Origin of the sequence: Mesorhizobium sanjuanii (assembly GCF_002529485.1) — a bacterium.
Lineage (GTDB): Bacteria > Pseudomonadota > Alphaproteobacteria > Rhizobiales > Rhizobiaceae > Mesorhizobium > Mesorhizobium sanjuanii.
The window spans coordinates 1-24,399 of the sequence record NZ_NWQG01000202.1 but is presented as its reverse complement, the minus strand read 5'-3'; the positions used below and the strand labels follow the sequence as shown (position 1 = coordinate 24,399).

Genomic DNA, 24,399 nt, shown 5'->3' with positions numbered 1-24,399 from the left:
GTATAATATGATAGCTTTTGCTGCTGCTTGCGGGATCACAAGGAGAGGATATCGGGCAGGCAAACGGCCCGGCTCAAGAGCGCGACGGCAAGGCGGGAGGTGCCCGGCCAGACGCGTGAATTGTCATGGCTGCTAACAACAATCAAAACTGGAACTGGGAGGAATTTCGATGATCAAGTCACTTGCTGGTGGCATCGTTGCTGCCACTGCATTCGTCATGTTGAGCTCGTCGGCGATCGCCGAACCCGAAGTCGTCAAGGGCCCGGCGGCCGAGCCGGATTGTTTTGCGCCGTGGTCGGCCGACACGCAGTTCTTCAAGTTCCCCAAGAAGGAAGGTCCATACCGCATCGCGCTCGCCAATGGCTACATCGCCAACACCTGGCGTATCCAGATGGTGCAGACGGCGAAGGCCTATGCGGCACAGCCGGATGTCGCGGCGAAACTGAAGGAATTCAAGGTCGTCTCGACCGGCGAAGACGTGCCGGCCCAGATTTCGGCGATCAACAACTTCATCGATTCCGGCTATGACGCGATCGTCGTCAACGCGCAGAATCCGACTGCCTTCGGGCCGGTCATCAAGCGCGCCAAGGAAGCCGGCGTCGTGCTGGTCGCCTTCGACAACATTCTCGATACCAAGGACGCCATCAACGTCAATGTCGACCAGAAGGGCCTTGGCGAGTTGTGGGGCAACTGGCTGATCAAGCATGTGCCCAATGGTGGCAAGATCCTTGAAGTGCGCGGCGTTGCCGGCACGTCGGTCGACACCGACCGTCACAACGGCATCCACGAGGTCCTCGATGCCTCCGGCAAAAAGTGGGAGGTCACCGAAGTCGTCGGCAAATGGGATGACGGCGTGGCGCAAAAGGCTTCGGCCGATGCCATCGCCACCAACGGTCCCTTCGACGGCGTCACCGGTCAGGGCGGCGATACCGGCATCGTGCAGGCGATGATCGACGCCAAGCATCCCTTCGTGCCGTTCGGCGGCGAGACCGAAAATGGCTTCCGCAAGTTCTGCGCCAAGTTTGCCGCGGACGGGCTGAAATGCTCGTCGGCCGGCACCGGCCCGGCCCAGGTGGCGGTTGCCATGAAGACAGCGATCGCAGCACTCGAAGGCCAGGTCGTCCCGCAAGCGGTCAAGCTGCCGCTGGCGATCGTCGAGGATCCGAACTTCAAGGAAGGCCAGGATTATTTCCCCGACCAGTCCGACAATTTCTTCGTCGGCAACTCCTTCCCGACCTGCGGCATCAATTTCACCGCGCAGGAAATCATGGGCCAGAGCAAGGAAAACCAGTAGGCTGATCGGACGGTGCCGCGGGGCAACCCCGCGGCACCGGTTCCGCAGAACGAGCGCCTTGGGAGGGGCCGATGGACGGTGCGGTTCCGCTCTTCCGCATGGAGGGCATATCCAAGCGCTATGGTGGTGTGCGGGCGCTGGAAAAGGCCGAGCTTTCGGTCACATCAGGCAGCATTCACGCCATTCTCGGTGAAAACGGCGCCGGCAAATCGACGCTGATCAAGGTCATGGCCGGCGTTGTCGCGCCCGACGAAGGCCGCATGATGCTGGACGGAAGCGAGGTGACCTTCGCTTCGCCGGCCGCCGCCAACCAGGCCGGCATCGTCTGCATCTTCCAGGAGCTGTCGCTCGTCCCCGAACTCAGCGTCGCCGACAACATCGTCATTTCCGATCCGCCGAAGCGCTTCGGCATGATCGACCGCAAAGCGCAGCGACGGATCGCCGAAGAAGCCCTTGCGCGCGCGGGCGCGGCCGACATCCACCCGCTGGCGCTGGTCAAGGATCTTCCTCTTTCAAGAAGGCAGATGGTCGAGATCGCCAAGGCTCTCGCCAGGAAGCCGCGCATCCTGATCCTCGACGAGGCGACATCGGCGCTCACCGCGGCCGACGTCGCCAAGATTTTCGGCGTGCTGAAGCGGCTGCGCTCTGAAGGGCTGGCGCTGCTCTACATCTCGCACCGGATGAACGAGATTGCCGAGCTTGCCGACCAATGCACGGTGTTTCGCAATGGCCGCAATGTCGCCAGCTACGTGGCCGGCACGAAGAGCGACAACGAAGTCGTCGAGCTGATGATCGGCCGCGAATACAGCCACATCTTTCCGCCAAAGCCGGTGCGCGCGCCAGCCACCGCCGCGCCGGTGCTGGAGGCGCGCAAGCTTTCCTGGACCGACCGGCTGGACAACATCTCGCTGACAGTCGGGGCAGGCGAGGTCGTTGGCCTTGGCGGCCTTGATGGCCAGGGCCAGCGCGAATTGCTGCTCGCTTTCTTCGGCGTGCTGCGCGGCCTGTCCGGCCAGATATTGATCGATGGCAAACCGGTCACGATCGCCAGTCCGGCTGCCGCCCGTGATGACCGGATCGGCATGGCGCTGATCCCGGAGGACCGCAAGACGGAAGGCCTGATGCTGCCGATGACGGTGCGCGAAAACCTCTCCTTCGCCGCGCTCGACCGGCTGTCCAAAGCCGGCATCATCGACCGGGCCGCCGAGCAGCGGCTGATCGACGACATGGTCGGCCTGCTTGCGATCAAGACGGCCGGCCTCGACATTCCAGTCGGTGCGCTGTCCGGCGGCAACCAGCAGAAGGTCGTCATCGCCAAATGGCTGATGCGGCAGCCGCGCATCATCCTGCTCAACGATCCGACGCGCGGCATCGATGTCGGCACCAAGCAGGAACTGTATCAGCTGATGCGCAAGCTCGCCGACCAGGGCGCGGCGATCCTTTTCTACTCGACCGACTATGACGAGCTGATCGGCTGCTGCGACCGGGTGCTGGTGCTCTATGACGGGGCGGTCAAGCGCGAGCTGGTCGGCGCCGAGATCACCGAGCGGGCGCTGATCGCCAGCGCGCTCAACATTCATGGCGAAGAGATGCCTGTTGGCCAAGGAGCGGAAGCGTGAAAGATTGGCGCTACTGGCTTGCCGAACAACGCGGAACGTTGCTGGCGTTCGGCATCTTCATCGTGATGTTCATCATCTACACCTCGAACCACCCGGCGGGCTTTACCGCCAATGTCGTGCAGACGGCTTCGAACAAGGGCGTGCTGCTTGCCTTCGTCGCCATGGCGCAGACGCTGGTGGTGATCACCGCCGGCATCGACCTTTCCGTCGGCATGATCTTTCTGCTGACCAACTGCCTGGCCTCATGGCTGGTCATCGGCACCGGCATCGAGACCGCGTTCGGTGTCGTCGCGGTGCTCGGCACCGGGCTGCTGTGCGGGGCGATCAACGGCGCCATCGTCATCTACGGACGGCTGCAGCCGATTGTCGCCACCATCGCCACGGGTGCTGTCTATTTCGGCATCGCGCTGCTTTTGAGACCGTTTCCGGGCGGCTCGGTCAACGAGGATCTCGCCGACGCGCTGACCGGACGTCTGTTTGGCGTGTTGCCGGCGAGCCTGGTGGTGCTTTTGGCCGTCGTGCTCGTGATCTGGGTGCCGTTCAGCCGGTCGGTGCTCGGCCGCGCCGCTTACGCGGCCGGATCGTCGGAGATGGCCGCCTACATGTCCGGCGTGCCGATCCGCCGCGGCAAGTTCGCCGCCTATGCGCTGGCCGGCCTGCTGGCGGCGATCGGTGGGCTGTTCCTGACGTTCTTCACCTATACGGGCGAGGCGGCCTATGCCAGCGGCAATGCCTACACGCTGTTCTCGATCGCCGCCGTGGTGCTCGGCGGCGTCTCGCTGTTCGGCGGCAAGGGCAGCGCCATCGGCGCGATCTTCGGCGCGCTCGCCTTCCGCACCATCGGCGACCTGCTCTTCGTCTTCGATTTCGATCCGCTCTGGCAGCCGCTGTTCCAGGGTGTCATCCTGCTGATCGCGGTCAGCCTCGGCGCCTTCGCCCTGTTCAGGGTCCGCAACCGGCTGGAGTGGTTCCTATGAGCGAAACGACCATCGGCGGCATCGCCGGCCGCGTGCCGAAATTCATCCGCCGCGCCGATCCGGCGGTACTGACCGCCTTTGCCTGCATCGTGCTGTTGCTGTTTGTCGGCAGCCTCTACTCACGCAGCTTCCTGTCGCCGGAATATCTGCTGCAGCAGCTCAAGGTGGCCTCGTTTCTCGGCGTCATCGCCACCGGCATGATGCTGGTCATCCTGCTCGGTCAGATCGACCTGTCGGTGCCGTGGTCGGTGGCGGCGGGCGCGATGATGGCCTGTGCGGCCGCCGCCTACGGTCCGGTCGGCGTGGCGCTGGCGATCCCCTTCGGCATTTTCTGCGGTGTCGCGATCGGCATCGTCAACGGCATCGGCGTCGCTTATCTGCGTATTCCCTCGATGATCATCACACTCGCCACCAATGCCGTCGCGCAAGGGCTGATGGTGGTCTATACGGGCGGCTTCTCGCCGCAGGATTCGGCGACCCGGGCGATGCGCTATCTGGCGACTGGTTTTGCCATTCCGGGCGTGCCCAATGCCGTCGTCATCTGGGCACTGATCGGCGCCGCAACGGTTTTCGTCCTGACCCGCACCGGCTTCGGCCGCACCGTCTACGGCATCGGCAACCGCGAGCGCGCCGCCTACCTCTCCGGCATCGACACACGGCGCGTGGTACTGATCGCCTTCGCCATATCCGGCGGCCTCTCGGCCTTCGGCGGCGTGCTTCTGGCCGGCTATGCCTCCAAGGCGGCGCAGTCGATGGGCGACGCCTATCTCCTGCCGTCGATCGCAGCAGTGGTGCTTGGCGGCACCTCGATCCTGGGCGGCCGCGGCTCCTATCTCGGCACGGTCGCGGGCGTGATCCTGATCACATTGCTGCAATCCATCCTTTCCGTCATGCAGATGCCGGAGGCCGGGCGGCAGATCATCTATGGGGGCGTCATCGTCGCCATGCTGCTGCTCTACGGCCGCGCGCCGGCAAGCCGCTGATCCGCATCGTGAAGACGGAACAAGTGCCAAGGGACTCCATGCGGCCTGTGCCGGCCATCGTGGTGATGGGGGTCGCCGGTTGCGGCAAGTCGGCCGTCGGCGAGGCGCTGGCAGCGAGATTGGACGCCGTCTTCATCGAGGGCGACAGGCTGCATCCGCCCGAGAACGTCGCGCGCATGGCACGCGGTGAGCCGCTCACCGATGCTCTACGTGAAGGGTGGCTCGACGCGATCGGCCAGCGCATTGCAGCGTCGGTCGCCAGCGGGCAGGGCGTCGTGGCAGCCTGCTCGGCATTGAAGCGCAGCTATCGCGAGCGCCTGCGCGGTTTTCACAAGGACATCGTTTTCCTCTATCTGGAAATCGATCCGGCGACCGCCAAACGGCGTGTCGCCTCCCGCCAGGGCCATTTCATGCCGGCAAGCCTGGTCGACAGCCAGTTCGCCACGCTTGAGGCGCCGGCAGCGGACGAGCGGGCATTGACGCTCGATGCGACGCGCTCGATCGCCGACAGTGTCGCCGCTGTCCTTAGCCTGCCGGGCGAGGCGAATTCATGAGCCGGCGTCATCCTCGGCCGCGGCAACGCCCGATCGCTCGGTGAACCTTTGGTGGCTGGCCCACACCATCATCTGCTCGGGATGATCTTTCAGAGCCTCCAGCAGGCGATCGCGCTTGAGCAGGATGTAGTGCGCCTGCAACTCCATGTTCTTGGGACCCATGTTCCTTGCCGCGGGCGCCGCTGGCGCCGGCCGCGATTGCGCCGGCCTCAGTTCGGGGCTGATGACGGCCCGGTATTCGCGGAATGGAACCGTCTCGAAGGTCGACATGGCAAACAGCGCCGTTCCACCCCGTGCGGCGAAATTCGCGGGCGCCGAGGCGAGATGGGTCCAGCCGCTTTCTCCCATGCCGGCTTCGGCGAAGGTCGAACCGGCATGGATGTTGTTGGTCATCAGGACGACGCCGTTGTCCTTCAGGATCTTCTGCATGCGGATCGTCACCTGATAGGCGTCGCTGCGTTCGAAAACGACCCGGCTTTTCAGGAAGCGATTTTCGACGGCGACCATTGGCGGGTTGAGGAACCGCAAGCCGAATGTCGTGTCGGAAATGCCGTGAAAGTCGACGCTCACCTGATGAGTTTCGACGCCGGCCTCATGTAGCGCCCGCTTGCCGATGATGGTCTGGGCGGTGAACTGATCGCACCAGATGATGGCGCCCCGGCCACGCTTCAGCGCCAGTTGCAGGCCTTCCAGCCCCTCCAGCCGGATCGTCGGCGACCAGCGCGGACGGACCACATGCACAGCAAGCAGCAGGCGCCGACGGTGGTTCGCGGCGAGCAAGGCCCTGAACAGTTTCTTTGCGTCGATGCCTTTGCCAAGCACCGCTTGCGTCGCCGCGGCGTAGCGCGAAAAGTCCTTGCGCATGTGGCGCTTCAGCCGAAGCCCGGACACCGAGCGGCAGATCGGCGTCCACCAGGCGGCCGGCAATATTGCCGCAACACCGAGATAAAAGCCGAACAACAGGCTTTCGCGAAAATCCTTGTTCGAAAAACGGCGCAGCTTTGCCGGGCTGACCAGCTTGCGGCTGAAAAACCGGACAGGCTCGGCGCGCTCCGGCACGATGACGTCGGCGATGATTTCAGTGCGATAGCTGGCGGCGGACGGTTTTTTCCGATCGGCCCGGCGGGATTTTCCAAACCACGGCAGCCTCATCCGATTGGTGTCCAGCCTGTTTCTGTGCACGTCCGAAAGTCGCTTTACTGCGTCTGTCACGGGCACGCAATCGGGCGCCGACCGGAGCATGGCGCCGGAGTTCGAGCGCTGGGCTCACGACTCATAGCCGGAACATGATGGTTGCTGCGATTGCGGTGGTGGTGAATGACCGGATTGCGGGATGGGCTTAGCTGGCATTTGACATGCAGGCATCTACCTGCATATTATGGCGTCAACACGAGCGAGATCAATGGACGCCGACAAGGTTTTCAAGGCGCTGGGCGACCCGACACGCAGAAAGCTGCTCGACCTTCTTTGTGAAAAGAACGGGCAGACGCTCGGCCAGCTTTGCGAAAACCTCGAGATGGCCCGGCAATCCGCCACCCAGCACCTCGGGATATTGGAGGCGGCCAATCTGGTGAGCACGGTCAAGCGTGGCCGGGAAAAGCTGCATTTCATCAACCCCGTGCCGCTCCATGAGGTCTACGAACGGTGGGTGCGGAAATTCGAACGTCAGCGGCTCAGCCTGCTGCACGATCTGAAGAAAGAACTCGAAGGAGACGAACAATGACCAGAGAGACGACCAGCTTTGTCTACGTGACCTATATTCGCTCGACGCCGCAAAAGGTGTTCGAGGCCATAACGAAACCGGACATCGCCAGGCGCTATTGGGGCCACGAGAACGTCTCCGACTGGAAGCCGGGATCGAAATGGGAACACATTCGCGCCAACGATGAGCGCACCGTCGAACTGGTCGGCAAAGTCGTCGAAATCTCGCCGCCAACCCGTCTCGTGATGACCTGGGCGAACGCCTCGCAAGCCGACGACCCATCGAAATACAGCCGGGTGACGTTCGGCATCGAGGAATACGACACCATGGTCCGGCTGACCGTCACCCATGACGAACTCGAAGCGGGCAGTGGAATGGCGAAAGGCATCAGCCAAGGGTGGCCGGCGGTGCTGTCCAGCCTGAAATCCTTCCTCGAAACCGGCAGCGGCATCGACCTTTTCGCCAAGCCGAAATCGGCCTGATCCTAGCGGGAGAGTAACAATGACCAAGATCTATAGCGGCGGCTGTGCATGCGGCGCTATCCGTTATGAAACGAAGAGAGAACCCATCTTCGAGAACCATTGCCAATGCCTCGATTGCCAGAAACGCAGTGGCACCGGGCATGCGTCCTATCTGACCTTCCCCCGGCGCGCCGATGTGACAATTACCGGCGAGGCGAAAACCTGGCGGGTAGCGGGTGCCAACGGCAATCAGAAGATCCACGCCTTCTGCCCGACCTGTGGAGCGCCGGTCTATCTGACATCCGTCGCCAAGCCGGACCTGATTACGATCCATGCGACCAGCCTTGACGATCCAGGGCAATTCAATCCGCGGGTGGTCACATACACCGTCCGCGGCCATGCGTGGGACACTATTGATTCCTCATTGCAGAAATTCGAGCGAATGCCGCATGGATAAATTCCGCGGGAAGCAATACGAAACTGCCGGGTCTAGATCTGAGACGTCAGCTCGACCGGAAAATCGTCATTGTCGGCGTCGCGCATGGCGGCGAGGCTGCGATTGTCCAGCACCTCGGCGATGGCCTGGCGCACTTCCAGCATCATATGCCGGACCTGGCATGTCGCCTCGTCGCAGTCCTCGCAGCGCTGGTACTGGGTGCGGCTGGCGCAAGGGATGGGCGCCAGCGGTCCATCGAGGACGCGCACGACATGACCGATCTTGATCTCGGAGGCAGGCCGGGCGAGGCGATAACCGCCTTCCTTGCCCTTGCGGCTCTGGACGAAGCCGGCATTGCGCAACTCGCCCAGGATGGCATCCAGGAATTTCTTCGGGATGTTGTTGGCGACCGCGATGTCGTTGACGAATGCAAGCTGGCCGACCGGCAGACCGGACAGGTGCACGAGGGCCTTGAGCCCGTATTTGCCTTTTTTGGTAAGCATGCCCGATTCAGTTCATGAAACCCCAACCGCCCGCATCTGGCGGTTGTTTGTGTGCAAATCATGACGTTTTGATCGCACGAGGCGGTTTCTCGCAAAACAAGCCGTCGGATGGCAGGTTGAACACAAACGCGTTGATTCTTTGTAACGTTCTGAACGGCTCGCGACCTGGAAACTGCATTTCCATGCGTAAAAACAAACAAAGCCGGCAAACGGCCGGCTTCTTTGCTTGGCTTAGGGATTGAAAACCTTAGCGGCTGCCATAGGTCTGGTCGAGCAGCCCGCCGGCCGCAAAATGCTCGGCCTGGACCTTGTCCCAGCTGCCGAAGACATCTTCCACGGTCAGCAGGCGGACATCGGGAAACTCAGCCTTGTATTTGGCGGCAACGGTCTGGTCGCGCACCCGATTGCCGTTCTGGGCCAGGATATCCTGGCCCTCCGGCGTATAGAGGAAGTCGAGATAGGTTTTGGCGAGATCGCGCGTGCCGTGCTCGTCGGCAACCGTGTCGACGATCGCCACCGGAAACTCGGCCAACAGGCTGACCGAGGGCGTCACCTGCTCGAACTTGTCCTCACCATACTCCTTGCGGATGCCGCGCGTTTCCGACTCGAAGGTGATCAGCACGTCGCCGATCTCGCGCTGCACGAAGGTGGTGGTCGCGGCGCGTCCGCCGGTGTCGAAGATCGGCACATTGTTGAACAGCTTGGTGACAAACTCCTTCACCTTGGTGTCGTCGCCCTTGAAGGCTTCCCTGGCGTAGGCGGTGGCCGCGAGATAGGTGTAGCGCGCATTGCCCGAGGTCTTCGGGTTGGGGAAGATGACCTGGACGTCGTCGCGTACGAGGTCGTTCCAGTCCTTGATGTGCTTGGGATTGCCGGTGCGCACCAGGAAGGACGGCAGCGAATAGAAGGGCGAGGCGTTGTCGGGGAAATCCTTCTGCCAGTCGGCTGAGACGAGCCCCTTCTTGACCAGGAAATCGATGTCGGTGACCTGGTTGAAGGTGACAACATCGGCGCCGAGGCCCTCGGCGATGGCGCGCGCTTGCGCCGACGTTCCGGCATGCGACTGATCGATGCTCACGCCGGGGTGTCCTGATATGAAGGCCTTGTTGACCTGCACGAAGAGTTCGCGGCCGACATCATAGGAAGCGTTCAGCAATTTGTCGGCCGACCAGGCTTGGGAGGATGCGAGCAACAGGCCGGCCGCGGTGGCGACGCCAAGCAAAAATCGCTTCATGAAAACAGGCTCCTTGGACAATGCCGCTTGTCGAATTCCCAAGGATAATCGGGCGATGCCCGGCTATACGAGGCATGCAGGCAGGAGCTATGGTAATGGCGTTAGAAAATGCGTTGTCGAAACAGCCAGTCGGTAGGATTTTCTTCCAACAGAGTCTTTTCGACTGTTCCCGCTACGCCGAGGCAATTCTACCGGGCAGCAAACCATCTACGCTGCTGGAAAAAGCTTCCAGCGCCGGGGCCGGAATGCCACGCGGCTTTTCTGCGCCGCCGGATGGTCGACGGGCAGTTCGATCTCGACGCGCTGGCGCTCGCCGCCGATTTCGAGTTCCACGCGCCTCGTGCCGGCGACACGGCGGCTGGCGGCGACTGTGCCGGCGATGCAGCCGCTGCAGCCATCCACCAATTCGACATCGTGCGGGCGGAAGAACAGCGTCGCTTGCCCTTCCGGCGCCTGCGGCGCGGAAAGCCCAATTGGCCGGTCGGCGATCCAGACCTGGCCATCCTCGACCTTGACCGGGACCGAACTCGATTCGCCGATGAAGCCATAGACGAAGGGCGAGTTCGGCGTGTCGTAGATATCGTCGGCGGTGCCGACCTGCTCGATGCGTCCCTGGCTCATCACCACGACACGATCGGCAAGCTCCAGCGCTTCTTCCTGGTCGTGGGTGACGAAGACCGTGGTGTGGCCGGTCGTGTCATGGATGTCGCGTAGCCAGCGGCGCAGTTCGCGACGCACCTGGGCGTCGAGCGCGCCGAACGGCTCGTCGAGCAAAAGCACGCGCGGTTCGATCGCCATGGCGCGCGCCAGCGCCACGCGCTGGCGTTGACCGCCGGAAAGCTGCGCCGGATAACGTTTTTCGAGACCTGATAACTGGACGAGGTCGAGAAGCTCGGAGGCGCGGCGACGGATCTCCTGCGCCGAGGGGCGTGTCGGCCCATGACGGACCTTGAGGCCGAAGCCGATATTGTCGGCGACCGTCATATGGCGAAACAGCGCATAATGCTGGAAGACGAAGCCGACATTGCGCTCCTGGATCGACTTTTGCGAGGCATCCTCCTCGCCGAAGAAGATCTTTCCCCGTGTCGGCCGTTCCAGCCCGGCGATCAGCCTGAGCAGCGTCGTCTTGCCGGAGCCGGAAGGGCCGAGCAACGCGATCAGTTCACCTGACTTGATGTCGAGCGAAACATCGCGAAGAGCCGGAAAGCGGTCAAACTCCTTGCGCACGTTGGCAACGCGAACTTCCATGCAAATCCCTCTGTAGTTGATGCAAGTCGTTGTCCCAAAACCGGTTCCCACCTTTGGGCGACATGCATTTTGTCAATGTCCGCGCGTCGCGGCGATCTCGGCGCCGTAGCGCATCTCGAGAAGTGTTTTCAGGACCAGCGTCACCAGTGCCAGGCCGGCGAGCAGCGAAGCGACGGCGAAGGCGGCGGCGGCATTGTATTCGTTGTAGAGGATTTCGACATGCAGCGGCATGGTGTTGGTCAGCCCGCGTATGTGGCCCGACACGACGGAGACCGCGCCGAACTCGCCCATCGCGCGGGCATTGCACAGGAGCACGCCGTAGAGCAATCCCCATTTGACGTTGGGCAGCGTCACGTACCAGAAGGTCTGCCAGCCATTGGCGCCGAGCGAGAGTGCTGCCTCCTCGTCGCCATTGCCTTGTTCCTGCATCAGCGGGATCAGCTCGCGGGCTACGAAGGGGAAGGTGACGAAGATGGTGGCCAGGACGATGCCCGGCACGGCAAACAGGATGACAATGCCATGCGCCTTCAGCCACCCGCCAAGCAAGCCTTGAGCGCCGAACAAAAGCACATAGACCAGACCGGAGATGACCGGCGAGACCGAAAAGGGCAGGTCGATGAGCGTGGTGAGGAAGGCCTTGCCCTTGAATTCGAACTTGGCGATTGCCCAGGCGGCCGAGATGCCGAAGACGACGTTGAGCGGTACCGAAATCGCCGCCACCAGCAGCGTCAGGCGGATCGCCGAGCGCGTGTCGGGGTTCGACAGCGCCTCGGCATAGGCACTGAGGCCCTTCGAAAAGGCCTCGTTGAAGACGATGATCAGCGGCAGCAGCAGGAATACACCGAGGAATGCAAAAGCCACGATCATCAGTACGGCTCGTGCCGTGGGACTTTCCGTCACCGCCGCCGACTGGCTTTCGTGATGCGGCGCGTAGGATTTGATCTCGGGGTCAGCCATAGCGCTTGCGGCTCCATGTCTGCACCAGATTGATGACCAGCAGCATCACGAAGGACAGCGCCAGCATGATCGCCGCAATCGCGGTCGCCGCCTCGTAGTTGTATTCCTCAAGCCGGATGACGATCAGCAGCGGCGCGATCTCGGATTTGTAAGGCAGATTGCCGGCGATGAAGATGACGGAACCGTATTCGCCGACGCCGCGCGCGAAGGCCAGCGCGAAGCCGGTGACAATGGCCGGCGCGAGGCCCGGAAGCAGCACCCGGGAGATGATCTGGAAGCGATTGGCGCCAAGCGTGGCGGCCACTTCCTCCACCTCCTTGTCGATCTCCTCCATGATCGGCTGGACGGTGCGCACGACGAAGGGCAGGCCGATGAAGATCAGCGCGATGACGATGCCGAGCGGCGTATAGGCAACCTTGATGCCGAGCGGCGAAAGCAGGCTGCCGACCCAGCCGTTCGGCGCGTAGAGCGTGGTCAGCGCAATGCCGGCCACGGCCGTCGGCAGGGCGAAAGGCAGGTCGACCATGGCGTCGACGATGCGGCGGCCCGGGAAATTGTAACGCACCAGCACCCATGCGACGATCGTGCCGAACACGACATTGACGGCTGCGGCGATGAAGGCGGTGCCGAAGCTGATCTCGAGCGCGTTGATCGTGCGGCGATCAGTGGCGATTGCCCAGAAATCGGCCCAGCCGAGCGCGGCCGATCGCCAGATCAGCCCCGACAGGGGAATGAGGATGATGAGCGTGAGGTAGGCAAGCGAGAAGCCGAGCGTCAATCCGAAACCGGGAATGACGCTCGGCTGTCTGAACCGCCACCCCGCCTTGACGGGTACTGTGGTCATGTCGTCCTGGTCTAGGGTTTAACTTACTGGGCCGGCTTGTAGGTCTGGTCGAATATACCACCGTCGCCGAAATGGTAAGGCTGTGCCTTCTTCCAGCCGCCGAAAAGCGGATCGTCGATGGTGATCAGCTTGATCCCGGGCAGTTTGGCGAGATCCTCCGGCGGCACCAGATCGGGCTTCGACGGGCGGTAATGATTCCTGGCGATCAGCGTCTGGCCCTCCTTGGAATAGAGGTAGCTCAGATAGGCTTCGGCGACCTTTCTGGTGCCCTTGGCCTCGACATTGGCGTCGACCACGGCCACCGGCGGCTCGGCCAGGATCGATGTCGGGGGATAGACGATGTCGAAATTGTCGGCGCCGAACTCGTCGAGCGCCAGATAGGCCTCGTTTTCCCAGGCCAGCAGAACATCGCCCAGGCCCTTTTGCGCGAAGGTCACGGTCGAGCCGCGCGCACCGGTGTCGAGAACCGGGACATTGGCGTAAAGCTTGCCAACGAATTCCTTGGTCTTGGCCTCGTCACCGCGATCGTTGGCGTTGGCGTAGGCCCAGGCCGCCAGATAGTTCCATCGCGCGCCGCCCGAGGTTTTCGGGTTTGGCGTGATCACCTGGACGCCGTCCTTGACCAGATCGCTCCAGTCATGGATGCCCTTCGGATTGCCCTTGCGGACGAGGAAGATGATGGTCGAGGTGTAGGGGGCCGAATTGTTCTCGAATTTGGTGCGCCAGTCGGGACTGATCTTCTGCGATTTCGAGACGATGGCGTTGATGTCGCCCTCGAGCGCCAGCGTCACCACGTCGGCGTCGAGGCCGTCGATCACGGCGCGGGCCTGGGCGCCCGATCCGCCATGCGACTGCTGGATGGTGACCGTCTCGCCGGTCTCGGCCTTCCAGTGGGCGGTGAAAGCCTCGTCGAACTGCTTGTAGAGTTCACGCGTCGGATCATAGGACACGTTGAGAATTGTGGTATCGGCAAACGCGAAACCGAGCGTGCCGAACTGGACAGATGTGGCGACCAATGCGCTGAGCAGTTTCGCGAAATGAGGTTTGGTCATTTCCGCCTCCGGTTGAACGCCATTAGTCTACCGAATTGATAGAATTAAGATGCATTCAATGTTGCTTTTTTTGCCCGCTTGAAGCAATTTTTCGCCGACCTTTGGACCTATGGAGAAATTTCTTCTTCGTAAGGGCGGTTGGCGGAATTGCGCGCCATCGGCCGATCCATCTAGAGATAGTCGATGCTTCGGCAAGCCGGCGCGAAGCGCGGGTGCCTCGCAAAACGCATCAAATGATGTATCCCGCTCTCTGCCGCGCTTCCGGAAAACCAATGCACTGAATCGCTTGGCGCACTCTATTCAACGAAGACTTTCACGCTGGCGGCGCGGCCGGCCGCATCGATCACGGTGAGCGTGGAATAGCCGGCGCCGTCCGGCTGCCAGGTCGCGGTGCGGCGACGGTCGATGCCGACAAGCGGTTTGCCATTGGCCAGCCAGCGGAACGGCGCGCGGCCGCCTTGCAGTTTTAGCACCAGCGGTGAGGCGTCGGCCGAGGCTGTGCCAAGATCGACGCGGGCGCCGTCGGGAGGAAAGATGATGGTCGGCGCGGGTTCGGTCGCGGTGGCCTGCACCAGCCCGTCGGCGCCGGCGCCGAAGCGGGCCAGCGTCACCGGCAGATCGTCGCGCTTCGGTCTGCTGACGCCGGCCGGCTGACTGGGCAGCGGGACAATGGCGAGGCCCGAGCGGACGAAGCCCTCGAACAGGATGGGTGCTGCCGAGACATAACCGGACAGGCCCGGCACCGCGCCGGCGTCGGGACGGCCGACCCAGACGCCCAGGACATAACGCCCGTCGAAGCCGACCGACCAGGCGTCGCGGTAGCCATAGGAGGTGCCGGTCTTGTAGGCGATGCCGCGTTGCATGGCTCCTTGGGGCGGCATGACCCCCGACAGGATGTCGGTGATCTGCCAGTTGGCCTGGTCATCGAGGATGGTGGCGGTGGAGCGCTCGGCATTCACTGGCTCGGCGCCGTCATGCAGCGTGTTCGCCTTGCCGCCATTGGCGAGTCCGGTATAGAGCTGGACGAGGTCACGCAGCGTCACGCCGACGCCACCAAGGCCGATGGCGAGGCCCGGCGCCTCGTTGACGGGCAGGATCGGCGTCACCCCGGCCTGGCGGAAGCGCGCCATCAGCCGCGCCGGCCCGACCGCGTCGAGCACCCGGATTGCCGGCACGTTGAGCGACAGTTGCAGCGCCTGCCGTATGCTGACGTCTCCCTGGTAGCCCATGTCGAAATTCTTCGGCCGGTAGCCGCCGAAATCGGCCGGACTGTCCTCGATCAGCGTCTCCTGGGCCACCAGCCCCTGCTCGAAGGCGAGCCCGTAGATGAACGGTTTCAGCGTCGAGCCGGGCGAGCGGACGGTCCTGGTCATGTCGATCCAGCCGGAACGGCTGGCGTCGAAATAATTGGCCGAGCCGACCTCGCCGAGGATGTCGCCTGTGCGGGAATCGGCGAGCACCATGGCGACGGAGAGGCGAGGGCCGAGCCTGGTGGCGGCGTCCCTGGCCACCTGTTCCAGCCCCTCCTGGACGCTTTTGCGGATCGTCAGGCGCAAAGGTTGCCCGGGAGCGGCCTTGGGCAGCATCGCATAGGCGGCGTGGGCGGCGAGCGCCGGCAAGCTGCGCCGCAATTCCGAGACATCGTCGAGCGCGGCGCGTGCAGCCTCGCGCTCGCCGAGCAGGCCCGATGAAACCATGCGGGTCAGCACGCGGTCGCGGGCAGCGTGGGCAATCTTGAGGTTGCGGTCGGGCCGTCGCTTTTCCGGCAATTGCGGCAGCGCGACGAGGAGCGCGGCCTCCGAAACCGTCAGCCGTTTCGGCTCCTTGCCGAAATAGGCGAGCGAGGCGGCGCGCACGCCTTCGAGGTTGCCGCCATAGGGCGCCAGCGTCAGATAGCGTTCGAGGATCTCGCGCTTTGAGAGCCGCCGCTCGATCTGGATGGCGCGCAGCATCTGCTTGAGCTTGGAGCCAAGGCTGCGACTGTCGCGCGGCTCGATCACCCGGGCAAGCTGCATCGACAGCGTCGAGCCGCCGGAGACGATACGGCCGCTGGTGGCGAACTGGCCGGCGGCCCGGGCGAGCGCCAGCACGTCGACGCCGTCATGGTCCCAGAAGCGCTTGTCCTCATAGGTCACCAGCATGTCGACGAATTGCTTGTCGACCTGGTCGAGCCGGGTTTCGAGCCGCCAGTAACCGTCTGATGTGGCGAAGGCGCGCAGGAGCTGGCCGTCACGGTCGAGCACTTCGGTGGAGACTGCCAGTTTTTCGGGCAGCGGTGGCGGGAAGACGCGGTCGAGCTGCCAGAGGGTGAGGGCCAAGAGAGCGAGGAAGCCGGCGAGGGAGATGCTAGGAATGGCTGCTCGGCGCAGGAATCTTCTGGAGGGCAGTGCAATCGCCATCTTCATGGCCCCCACCGGCGCGTCATGGCGCCTTGACCTCCATCATACCGGTGGCGGTGCGGGCAGAATATTGCGGCCGGTACATGTCCTCCACCGTCGCTGCCGGATGGGCATAGGTGCCGGGCGTCACCGCGCGCACGACATAGGCCAGCGTGATGTTGCGGTCGCCGTCGCCGTCGTTCGGGTTGAAGGCCGCGACGAAACGGTCGTCGCGGAATTCCAGATGCGCGGCGTCGGTCTGTGCCAGCCACGAGAAGTTCGTCAACTGGGCGCTGGAGACCAGGCCCGGATTGTCGATCTCGAAACCGGCCGGCAATAGGTCGGTGATCAGCAGCCGCGAAGGCCAGGTGTTCTGCTCGTAGATCTTGAGCACGACGACATAGCGTTCGTTCTGCTTGGCCTCTGTGACATTGGCCTCGGTGCCGTCGAGCTTGTAGTAGGTGCGCCCGATGGTGAAGCCGCTGCCGCCGGCCGGCAGCGGCTGGATCGGCGAGGCGACGGTGGTGACGACCGCCTGCAACGGGTTGCCGCCGGTGTTGGCGACGGTCAGCGGGCTATCCGCCAGGTCGCTGCCGGCGAACTGGTTCGAATAGGCGCCGTTGTGCGGCGCGCCGTTGATGGTCAGCGCGATCGCGTCATTGCCTGCCTTCAGCGCGCGAGCCGCCAGCAGCATCCAGGACTCGTCCTGCGTGCTCGTCCAGCGGGCTTCGGCGCGCTCCTGGGTCACCAGCCTGATCAATTCCGGCACGATCGTCGGCACCGGCTTCGATTCGGCGGCAAGCGCCAGCATCGCCGCGCCGTCACGCAGCCGCGAGCCGTAGTCCGACCTGTAATAGTCGTACTCCGTGGTCGACTTGGCGAGCTGCAAAGCCGTCTGGAAGGTTGCCTCCGAACGCTGCGTATCGCCGTAGAGCGCCAGGCTTGCCGCCAGCTGGGCCACGGCCATCGGGCTGGTGAAGGCTTCGAGCTGGGTGTCGGCATAGTAGCGCAGGTCGCCGACCGAGGCCTTCTTGTTGCGGGCCAGCACATAGAGCGCGTAGGCGATCTCGCTGCCGCGATCCTGGACGTCCTGGTCGTAGCCGATTGAGTTCTGCAGATTGCTCAGCGCCTGGCTCATCGCCAGGGTCGGCACATCGTATTTCTGCTCGCGCGCCCTGGTCAGGAAGTCGGTGACATAGGCATCAAGCCACAGATCGCCGGAGCCCGGGCCCCACAGGCCGAAGCTGCCGGCCGAGGCCTGGTAGCTCAACACCTTGTAGATGGCGTCCTGGATGCGGCCATGCAGGTCCGGATCGCTGGCCATGCCGATGCCCGACGCCATCTCGTTGACATAGAGAAGCGGCATGGCACGGCTGGTGGTCTGCTCGGCGCAGCCATAGGGGTAGCGGTCGAGCGTCATCAGAAGCGAGGGCACGTCGAAGGCGGCCGCCTGCGAAACGCCAACGCTGACGGAAGCGCCGTCGAGCAGGCTTGCCGCGAGAAGCTCCTTGTCGACGCGCAGCGACCCGCCATTGCCCTTGAGATCGACGACCATGCGGGTGGTCACCGGCAATTGTGCCGGGCGCACCGGAACATGGAGCGTCTGCTCGACGGCGGTGCCGTCGGCATGGGCAAGCTTCACGGTGATCGAGGCGTTGCCCGCCGTCTGGGCGATCAATGGCACGGTCAGCGTCTGCCGCTTGCCCTTGGCGAGCGTCAGCTTTTCGGGGAGGGCGGCATTGCCGGTCGACAGATCACCTGTCGTGTCGATGGTCAGCTTATAGTCGCCGTCCGGGCCGTCGGTATCGGCGACGTCGAGCCGCATCACGGCGGCATCGCCGGGCGCCAGGAAGCGCGGCAGGCCGGCGGTGATCACGACGGGATCGCGCACGATGACGTCCGACTGGGCATGGCCGACCGCATCCTTGGTCCAGGCGACCGCCATGACGCGCACTGTGCCGTTGAACTGCGGGATGTCGAAGTCGATCCTCGCCTTGCCGTCCGCGTCGAGCTCGACCGGGCCGGAGAAGAAGGCGACCAGCTTTTCGGTCGGCGGGCTGCCTTGCGCCTGCATGTTGGCGCCGTCGCCGCCGGTGCGCAGCTTGCCGGTGGTGCCCAGCGAGCCGTCGATCAGGCGGCCATAGAGGTCGCGCACTTCAAGCCCCAGCATGCGCTGGCCGAAGAACCAGGCCTCCGGATCCGGCGCCTTGTAGTTGGTGAGGTTGAGGATGCCGACATCGACGGCCGCAACCATGACATAGGCGTTGCTGCCCGGCTGCACGCCGGCCACGGAAACCGGGATCGACAGCTGCTGGCGCGGCATGGTCTTGTCCGGCGGCGCCAAGGCGACGGTGAGCTGCTTCGAGCCCGGATCGACCTTCAGCCATTTCACGCCGATGGCGCGCGCCGGCATGCGCGTCTCCTGCGCATCGCCCGGCCTGAACAGCGTCGCCGTGACATAGGCGCCGGCGCCCCAGTCGTCGCCGACCGGGATATCGATGGTGCTGCCGCCGGCCGGCACCGTGGCGGTGACGGTCTTCAACAGCTTGTCGGCGCCGATGGTGACCAGCAACTCGCCGGCAAAATGCGGCGATATCTTGAGCTTGGCCACTTCGCCTGCCGCATAATTGTCCTTGTCGAGGGCGATCTCGAGCCCGTCGGGCGTTTCGGTGGTGGTGGAGGAGACATACCAGCCAGCGTCGAACTCATAGCTGGTCGCCGGGCCTTCCGGATCCGACGTCTCGATCTCCAGGCGGTAGCGGCCCCAGTCTACCGGCAGTGACACCGTGGCCTCGCCGTCGGCGCTCAGGTCGACCTGGCCGTTGGCCACCGACTTGGTGAAGGTGACCGGCTCATAGTTCCAGGAATTGCTCGATCGGTACCATTGGTAATTGCGTTCGACCTTGACCAGCGACCATTGCGCGCCTTTCAGCACCTCGCGCTTGCCATCGGGATCGACGGCGATCAGGCTGAACTTCGCCATGCCGCCTTGCGGCACCTCGTCGCCGTCGAAATCCGGCCGGATGCCGATCATGTGGCCTTGCGGGCGGATGCCGATATTGAGCGAGCGCTCGACGGCGCGGCCGCCGGTCTCGCGCATCCTGACCGTGACCTTGGCGTCGACGAGCTTGGTGGTCGAGGGCAGCTGGTCGACGGAGACCGGGAAGGTCGCCTTGCCATCCTCGCCGACCACGGCCAGGCCGGTGAACGGCGTCACCGAGGGCTCGGCCGACTGCTCGTCGGCAAGGCCGAAGGAATAACCCTTGAAGCGATCCCAGTCGCGGGCGGTCGACAGCGTCAGCTCGCCTTCAAGGGCCAGGCCCGCGGCCGGCGCGCCATAGAGGAAACGGCCGTCGACGGTGACATTTGCGGTTTCGCCCTGAGCGATTTCCTGCTTGTCGGAGCTGAGGTCGAACTCGATGCGATCCGGCACGAAGTCCTCGACCAGGAACATCTGGCTGGCGACGGCCGGCTGCTTCGGGTCGGTGTGGATGGCCACGGTCCAGGTGCCACGCATGGCATTGGGTTCAAGCGGCAGGTCGACGGCATGGCCACCGGCCGATGCGCCATCGCTGACTATGCGGCGGTTCTCGACACCGTCGGGACGTGTGAAAATGAAGGTCAGCGGCAGATTCTCGACTGCCTTGGCGGCGCCATCGCGGGCAAGGGCGGCGACATGGACGTCCTCACCGGCGCGGTAGATGCCACGCTCGGTCCAGGCATAGACGTCGAGCGCGCCGGGCGCGGCGCGCCCGGTGACGCCGCGGTCGGACAGGTCGAAGCCGGCTCGGCCCATGTCAAGGAAGACGAAGTCGTTGTCGCCCTGCCTGGCCATGAGCACGGCCGGCACCATGCCGCCGTCGCCGCGCGTCAGGCCAGGGTTGAAGACAGCGCGACCCTCGGCGTCTGATGTTGCGGTGCCGAGGATTTCGTTGTTCCTGGCCAGCAGCGTCAGCTCGGCGCCGGCGATCGGCTTGGCGCTTCCAAGCGAACGGGCGAAGACGTTGAGCCCATCCTGGCCGGTGTAGGTCGACAGGCCGATGTCGGAAACGACGAACCACTGCGTGGCGCGCGAATCATAGTCGTCGCTCTTGTCGTCGATCGCTTGGGCGGTCAGCACATAGACGCCGGGCTTGCGCTGCGGCAGCGCCTCGTCGACCGGGAAGGACGTGGTGACTTCCTTGTTGAGGTCGTTGGCGATGTCCAACTGGCCTTCCCAGACCGGGGAGCCCATCTGGTCGGAAATGTTGGAGATGTCGTAGCCGTCGAGCTGGCGCAGGAACTGATAGCCGGACAGAAGCTGGGCCAGCGAGCGGTCGCCGATGCGGTAGAGCTTCATCTTGGCGGCGTTCATGTTGACAGTGACGACCGGAATGCCGCGGCGCGCGCCGGCCGGCAGCACGAAGCTGTCGCCGGTGAAGCGGGCGGACGGGGCGCGGTCCTGGACATAAATCGACAGCAACACAGGTGCTGCGATCGTCTCGCCGATGGCCGCCGGCAGGCCGGCGCGGAATGTCACTTCGTAGTGCTGGCCGTGCTCAAGCCCTTCGACGCAGATCTGCTTGTCCTTGGCCTCGACACCCTTGGGAGCGGCATTGTCGACAGTGACGAACTGCGCATAGTCGACGCCGGTCTTGACCAATTCCTCCGAGAACTGCGCGCAGATACGCGGTGCGCTGGTGTCGGCATCGACGGTGTGGTCGATGACGCGAAAGCCCTTGCGCGCCTTGAGGTCCTGATAGGCGGCGCGGACCCCCGGCGAACTGACCAGCGCGAGGCTCGCTTCGTAGGACAGCAGGGCCGGCCGGTAGAGATCGCGGCGGTCGAGCCCGTCGCCGAGCAATGCCAGCGCATCGGCCCGTGTCTTGGTGGTGCGCAGGAGCTTGTAGGCATTGAAGCCGGCGGAGGTAGCGTTTGCCGGCAAGGTCGAGGCCTCGGACGTGTTGGCGACCGGCTGTACGGCAAGCGTCTCGCGCGCCAGCTCAAGCCAGAGCTGGCCGTCGTCGGGCATCACCGAAACCGCCGCCTCGTATTTCTGCATGGCCGAGCGATGGTCGCCTGTCCGCACCGCCTGTTCGGCCGCCGCCCGCAATGCCGTCAGCCCTTCGGTCGGCTTGGTGTAGGCCGGACTGGTGAGCCCGTTGCGGTATTGCTGGGCCTGGTCGGCCATCCAGGCGGGAAAGAAGGCCAGTTCCGGCGGTGCGCCGATGTCGGGGTCGCCATCGACGTTGACGACCTTGCCGGCGACAGCGCCGTTGAAGGATTTCAGCTGGTTATAGTCGGATTTGAGGAAGCACCATTTGGCCTTGAGATTGTAGGTAAAGGCGCGGCAGGCGGGGTCGCCGAGGCATGTGGTCTTGCACTGGTCGAGGCTGACATTCTGGTCGGACCGGAGGTCGAAACCGAAATAGTCGGAATTGTCCGTCGTTGTGATTCGCCGCGCTTCAGCCGCTTGCGCGATGCTTGCCCCGACAATGACACTGGCCCAGGCGAAAAAGAGAAGGATAAGGATAGACAGACCACGAGCCGCGCGCATTGCCATAACACCCTCCAGACACTGCTTACATCCAGCATGTTCAGGCTTCACCGAAGCCTGTCAACACGGGACGCGGCAGGGTCCGCCTGCCAACGGTTTCCTTTCCGGCCGATGACCGGTAGTACCTCCATAGGACAGGGATCACGCTTTCTTGCGGCGACGCAGAAGGTGTGAATTCCAAGCCCTGCCTATTTCAGACAATTGGATTGTGGCTCCTTTACGAGCAATTCAGAACTTCATTCCAATTTTAGTTTTGCGAGTTAGGTTAGAGTGTAATGTTGGTGCGTAAAAGGCAGATGTCGGAGAGAGGAGCGTCACTGCGCGGGCTTTCGCGTACCCTGCTTTTCGCCCTGATATGTTCGGCCGCACTGCTTGCCGAAGGCCGAAATGCCACGGCTTTCGAGCTATTCGGCATCAAATTGTGGGGTTCTTCCAGCGACGAGGACGCCGATATTGTCGACCCGTTGCGCTATGCCGTCACCATCGATGCACCCGACGCCGACAAGGATCTCGTCAAGAAGCTCGAAAACGCCTCGACGCTGAAAAACGACGAAGAGCGCCCGGTTTCCGGTTCGCTCGGCCTACTGGCCAAGGCGCGCAGCGACCGCGAACAGCTTGTCGCCGCACTCTACGCGGACGCCCGCTACGAGGGCGTCGTCACCATCACCATTGAGGGAAAGCCGCTCGACGAACTGCCGCCCGACGCCGAATTCGGCGGAACGCAGCCGATCCCGGTGGTGATCGGCATTGCCACCGGGCCGAAGTTCACGCTGGGCAATATCCGGCTGAAGGGCGATGCGGCGGGATTGGCGAGCGCCGATTTCGGACTGATCGCCGGCGGCGATGCCGGATCCGGCGCCGTGCTCAAGGCCGAGGCGTCGATCGTGCGGGCGCTGAAGGCGGAGGGCAGGCCGCTGGCCAAGGTGACAGGCCAGGAGATCGTCGCCGACCACGCCACCTCGACGCTCGACGTGACGCTCACCGTGGCGGCCGGGCCAGTCGCCGGTTACGGTGACACCACCGTCGAAGGCACCGAGAAGGTCGATCGCGACTTCACCGAATACATGACTGGCCTGAAGCGCGGCCGCCAATACTCGCCCGATGAAATCGACGACGCGCGCGACCGGCTGCTCGGGCTGGAAGTGTTCAACAGCGTCACACTCAAGGAGGCCGACAGTCTCGATGCCGAAGGCAACATCCCGATCGGTGTCCAGGTCAGCGAGCGCAAGCCCCGCTATTTCGGTGTTGGCGGCACGTTCTCCAACACCGAGGGGCTGGGTCTGGAAGGCTATTGGGGTCACCGCAACCTGTTCGGCCGGGCCGAGAAGCTGCGCATCGATGGCGCCATCAGCGGCATTGGCAGCAACAGCCTGACCGAACTCAACTACAATGCCGGCATCATGTTCGAGAAACCGGGCGTGGTCGGGCCGGCGTCGAAATTCTTCGCCAGCGTCAAGACCGTGCTGGAGCACCCCGATGCCTATGATCATTTCTCGGTCAAGGGCAGCACCGGGCTGTCCTACGACATCGACAAGAAGCAGAGGGTCTCGGCGGAAGTGGCGCTCGACTATTCGAAGATCCATGACGCTTTCGGCAAGCACAAATACCTGATCGCCAGCATCCCGCTACAGTATGTCTATGACAACAGGGACAACCGGCTCAATCCGACCAGGGGATTCCGGGTGTTGGCCTATGCCGAGCCGAGCTACGACATTCTGAACGGTGCTGCTTTCCTCAAGCTTAAGGGCGAAGGATCGGCATACCAATCGCTCGATACGGCCTCGAAATTCGTGCTTGCCGAACGCGTCGCCATCGGATCGATCGTCGGCGCCGGCCTTCAGGATGTTCCGGCCGACCGGCGCTTCTATTCCGGCGGAGGCGGTTCGGTGCGCGGCTATGCTTATCAGGGCATCGGTCCGAAGGACATTGACGGACAGCCGATCGGCGGGCTTTCCTTGTTCGAGACCTCGGTCGAGATGCGCATCGCCATCACCGACACGATCGGCGTGGTGCCGTTCGTCGATGCCGGCACCGTCTCGACCAAATCATTCCCGGATTTCGCCGACATGAAGGTCGGCGCCGGCGTCGGCTTGCGCTATATCACACCGTTCGGTCCATTGCGCATCGACGCCGCCGTGCCGCTCAACCGTGATCGCGACGACCCGCATTTCGGCATCTATGCCGGCATCGGCCAGGCGTTCTGACGATGAAGATGTTCAAGCGCATCCTTCGCATTGCCCTTTACACGCTGCTCGTCGTGGTGGCGGCGGTCGTGGGTGCGCTCGTCGTGCTGACCAAGACCGAGCGCGGCCGCGCAAACCTTGCGGGCATGATCTCGACCATGGCGTCGAGCGACGATCGCAAGGTCACGGTCAGCGGCATCGACGGCATCTGGTCCGGGGCGCTGACCGTCGACCATGTCGTGCTGGAAGACCGCGAAGGCGCCTGGCTGGTGGCCCGCAAGCTGGCCGTCGACTGGTCGCCGCTAGCGCTTCTGTCGAAAAACTTCAGTGCCGACCGCATCGCCGCCGGGCGCATCGAACTGGCGCGATTGCCAGTGGCCGGCACGCAGCCGAGCCAGGGTGGTGCGACCACGCTGCCGGTTTCCGTCGACATCAAGC

At 63.7% G+C, this 24,399-nt stretch carries 19 protein-coding genes; 10 read left to right on the top strand and 9 right to left on the bottom strand.

The genetic code is table 11. The annotated features are described in order from the left end of the window. Positions 1-169 precede the first annotated feature (169 nt). The 5 genes from CN311_RS26240 to CN311_RS26220 all read left to right on the top strand — a co-directional run bounded on the left by CN311_RS26240 (position 170) and on the right by CN311_RS26220 (position 5,427). Entirely contained in the window at positions 170-1,294 is a 1,125-nt protein-coding gene (locus CN311_RS26240) for a sugar ABC transporter substrate-binding protein (RefSeq protein WP_097576563.1), read from the top strand. 71 nt (positions 1,295-1,365) lie between these two features. Beyond that, the gene (locus tag CN311_RS26235) at positions 1,366-2,913 is read left to right on the top strand and encodes a sugar ABC transporter ATP-binding protein (protein ID WP_097576562.1); all 1,548 of its coding nucleotides are present in this window, start codon (positions 1,366-1,368) and stop codon (positions 2,911-2,913) included. Then, the gene (locus CN311_RS26230) at positions 2,910-3,890 is read left to right on the top strand and encodes an ABC transporter permease (RefSeq protein ID WP_097576561.1); all 981 of its coding nucleotides are present in this window, start codon (positions 2,910-2,912) and stop codon (positions 3,888-3,890) included. The genes CN311_RS26235 and CN311_RS26230 overlap by 4 nt, the downstream gene beginning before the upstream one ends. Next, positions 3,887-4,873: an ABC transporter permease gene (locus CN311_RS26225; RefSeq protein WP_097576560.1), complete on the top strand. Its 987-nt coding sequence runs from the start codon at positions 3,887-3,889 to the stop codon at positions 4,871-4,873. Before CN311_RS26230 ends, CN311_RS26225 begins: the two co-directional genes overlap by 4 nt. 38 nt (positions 4,874-4,911) lie before the next feature. Beyond that, positions 4,912-5,427, top strand: coding sequence for a gluconokinase (locus CN311_RS26220; protein ID WP_097576559.1), 516 nt, complete (start codon positions 4,912-4,914; stop codon positions 5,425-5,427). Here CN311_RS26220 and CN311_RS26215 read toward each other — a convergent pair. Beyond that, complete coding sequence (locus CN311_RS26215) at positions 5,422-6,579, bottom strand: hypothetical protein (protein ID WP_097576558.1); 1,158 nt, start codon at positions 6,577-6,579, stop codon at positions 5,422-5,424. The two genes, CN311_RS26220 and CN311_RS26215, sit on opposite strands and share 6 nt — an antisense overlap. A 250-nt stretch (positions 6,580-6,829) precedes the next feature. On the opposite strand from CN311_RS26215, the gene CN311_RS26210 reads away from it, so the two are divergent. Genes CN311_RS26210 through CN311_RS26200 form a run of 3 tightly spaced genes read left to right on the top strand, consistent with a single transcriptional unit; the run spans position 6,830 to position 8,047 of the window. Beyond that, entirely contained in the window at positions 6,830-7,150 is a 321-nt protein-coding gene (locus tag CN311_RS26210; RefSeq protein ID WP_097576557.1) for an ArsR/SmtB family transcription factor, read from the top strand. Beyond that, positions 7,147-7,611, top strand: coding sequence for an SRPBCC family protein (locus CN311_RS26205; RefSeq protein ID WP_097576556.1), 465 nt, complete (start codon positions 7,147-7,149; stop codon positions 7,609-7,611). Before CN311_RS26210 ends, CN311_RS26205 begins: the two co-directional genes overlap by 4 nt. Before the next feature lie 19 nt (positions 7,612-7,630). After that, entirely contained in the window at positions 7,631-8,047 is a 417-nt protein-coding gene (locus CN311_RS26200; protein WP_097576555.1) for a GFA family protein, read from the top strand. A gap of 32 nt (positions 8,048-8,079) precedes the next feature. On the opposite strand, the gene CN311_RS26195 is transcribed toward CN311_RS26200, so the two are convergent. The 8 genes from CN311_RS26195 to CN311_RS26160 all read right to left on the bottom strand — a co-directional run bounded on the left by CN311_RS26195 (position 8,080) and on the right by CN311_RS26160 (position 21,784). After that, entirely contained in the window at positions 8,080-8,529 is a 450-nt protein-coding gene (locus tag CN311_RS26195; RefSeq protein ID WP_006202816.1) for an RrF2 family transcriptional regulator, read from the bottom strand. A gap of 247 nt (positions 8,530-8,776) precedes the next feature. Beyond that, positions 8,777-9,763 carry a sulfate ABC transporter substrate-binding protein gene (locus tag CN311_RS26190; RefSeq protein ID WP_097576554.1) on the bottom strand — a complete coding sequence of 329 codons (987 nt, stop codon included), beginning with the start codon at positions 9,761-9,763 and terminating at the stop codon, positions 8,777-8,779. A 207-nt stretch (positions 9,764-9,970) separates the two neighbouring features. Then, positions 9,971-11,011, bottom strand: coding sequence for a sulfate/molybdate ABC transporter ATP-binding protein (locus CN311_RS26185; RefSeq protein WP_097576553.1), 1,041 nt, complete (start codon positions 11,009-11,011; stop codon positions 9,971-9,973). Positions 11,012-11,083: 72 nt separating this feature from the next. Next, positions 11,084-11,968, bottom strand: coding sequence for a sulfate ABC transporter permease subunit CysW (cysW, locus tag CN311_RS26180; protein ID WP_097576552.1), 885 nt, complete (start codon positions 11,966-11,968; stop codon positions 11,084-11,086). Continuing rightward, positions 11,961-12,812 (bottom strand): sulfate ABC transporter permease subunit CysT, encoded by an 852-nt coding sequence (gene cysT, locus CN311_RS26175; RefSeq protein ID WP_097576551.1) that lies wholly within the window; start codon positions 12,810-12,812, stop codon positions 11,961-11,963. The genes cysW and cysT overlap by 8 nt, the downstream gene beginning before the upstream one ends. Before the next feature lie 23 nt (positions 12,813-12,835). After that, positions 12,836-13,864, bottom strand: a complete 1,029-nt coding sequence (locus CN311_RS26170; protein ID WP_097576550.1) for a sulfate ABC transporter substrate-binding protein — start codon at positions 13,862-13,864, stop codon at positions 12,836-12,838. A 296-nt stretch (positions 13,865-14,160) separates the two neighbouring features. Continuing rightward, the gene (gene pbpC / locus CN311_RS26165; protein ID WP_097576564.1) at positions 14,161-16,263 is read right to left on the bottom strand and encodes a penicillin-binding protein 1C; all 2,103 of its coding nucleotides are present in this window, start codon (positions 16,261-16,263) and stop codon (positions 14,161-14,163) included. A gap of 22 nt (positions 16,264-16,285) precedes the next feature. Continuing rightward, on the bottom strand, positions 16,286-21,784 hold the full coding sequence (locus CN311_RS26160) for an alpha-2-macroglobulin family protein (RefSeq protein WP_097576549.1): 5,499 nt from the start codon (positions 21,782-21,784) through the stop codon (positions 16,286-16,288). A gap of 269 nt (positions 21,785-22,053) precedes the next feature. Here CN311_RS26160 and CN311_RS26155 point away from each other — a divergent pair, with 269 nt between their 5' ends. Both CN311_RS26155 and CN311_RS26150 read left to right on the top strand, forming a co-directional pair. Further along, positions 22,054-23,982 (top strand): autotransporter assembly complex protein TamA, encoded by a 1,929-nt coding sequence (locus CN311_RS26155; protein WP_097576548.1) that lies wholly within the window; start codon positions 22,054-22,056, stop codon positions 23,980-23,982. A 2-nt stretch (positions 23,983-23,984) separates the two neighbouring features. Beyond that, the coding region (locus CN311_RS26150; RefSeq protein ID WP_133117265.1) for a translocation/assembly module TamB domain-containing protein at positions 23,985-24,399 on the top strand (415 nt) is incomplete at its 3' end.

Coding starts and splice junctions, on each gene's coding strand:
- pbpC (WP_097576564.1), bottom strand. CDS start 16,263: ATGGCGATTGCACTGCCCTCCAGAAGATTCCTGCGCCGAGCAGCCATT.
- CN311_RS26210 (WP_097576557.1), top strand. CDS start 6,830: ATGGACGCCGACAAGGTTTTCAAGGCGCTGGGCGACCCGACACGCAGA.
- CN311_RS26215 (WP_097576558.1), bottom strand. CDS start 6,579: ATGAGGCTGCCGTGGTTTGGAAAATCCCGCCGGGCCGATCGGAAAAAA.
- cysT (WP_097576551.1), bottom strand. CDS start 12,812: ATGACCACAGTACCCGTCAAGGCGGGGTGGCGGTTCAGACAGCCGAGC.
- cysW (WP_097576552.1), bottom strand. CDS start 11,968: ATGGCTGACCCCGAGATCAAATCCTACGCGCCGCATCACGAAAGCCAG.
- CN311_RS26185 (WP_097576553.1), bottom strand. CDS start 11,011: ATGGAAGTTCGCGTTGCCAACGTGCGCAAGGAGTTTGACCGCTTTCCG.
- CN311_RS26195 (WP_006202816.1), bottom strand. CDS start 8,529: ATGCTTACCAAAAAAGGCAAATACGGGCTCAAGGCCCTCGTGCACCTG.
- CN311_RS26240 (WP_097576563.1), top strand. CDS start 170: ATGATCAAGTCACTTGCTGGTGGCATCGTTGCTGCCACTGCATTCGTC.
- CN311_RS26235 (WP_097576562.1), top strand. CDS start 1,366: ATGGACGGTGCGGTTCCGCTCTTCCGCATGGAGGGCATATCCAAGCGC.
- CN311_RS26170 (WP_097576550.1), bottom strand. CDS start 13,864: ATGACCAAACCTCATTTCGCGAAACTGCTCAGCGCATTGGTCGCCACA.
- CN311_RS26190 (WP_097576554.1), bottom strand. CDS start 9,763: ATGAAGCGATTTTTGCTTGGCGTCGCCACCGCGGCCGGCCTGTTGCTC.
- CN311_RS26225 (WP_097576560.1), top strand. CDS start 3,887: ATGAGCGAAACGACCATCGGCGGCATCGCCGGCCGCGTGCCGAAATTC.
- CN311_RS26200 (WP_097576555.1), top strand. CDS start 7,631: ATGACCAAGATCTATAGCGGCGGCTGTGCATGCGGCGCTATCCGTTAT.
- CN311_RS26155 (WP_097576548.1), top strand. CDS start 22,054: ATGTTGGTGCGTAAAAGGCAGATGTCGGAGAGAGGAGCGTCACTGCGC.
- CN311_RS26220 (WP_097576559.1), top strand. CDS start 4,912: ATGCGGCCTGTGCCGGCCATCGTGGTGATGGGGGTCGCCGGTTGCGGC.
- CN311_RS26160 (WP_097576549.1), bottom strand. CDS start 21,784: ATGGCAATGCGCGCGGCTCGTGGTCTGTCTATCCTTATCCTTCTCTTT.
- CN311_RS26205 (WP_097576556.1), top strand. CDS start 7,147: ATGACCAGAGAGACGACCAGCTTTGTCTACGTGACCTATATTCGCTCG.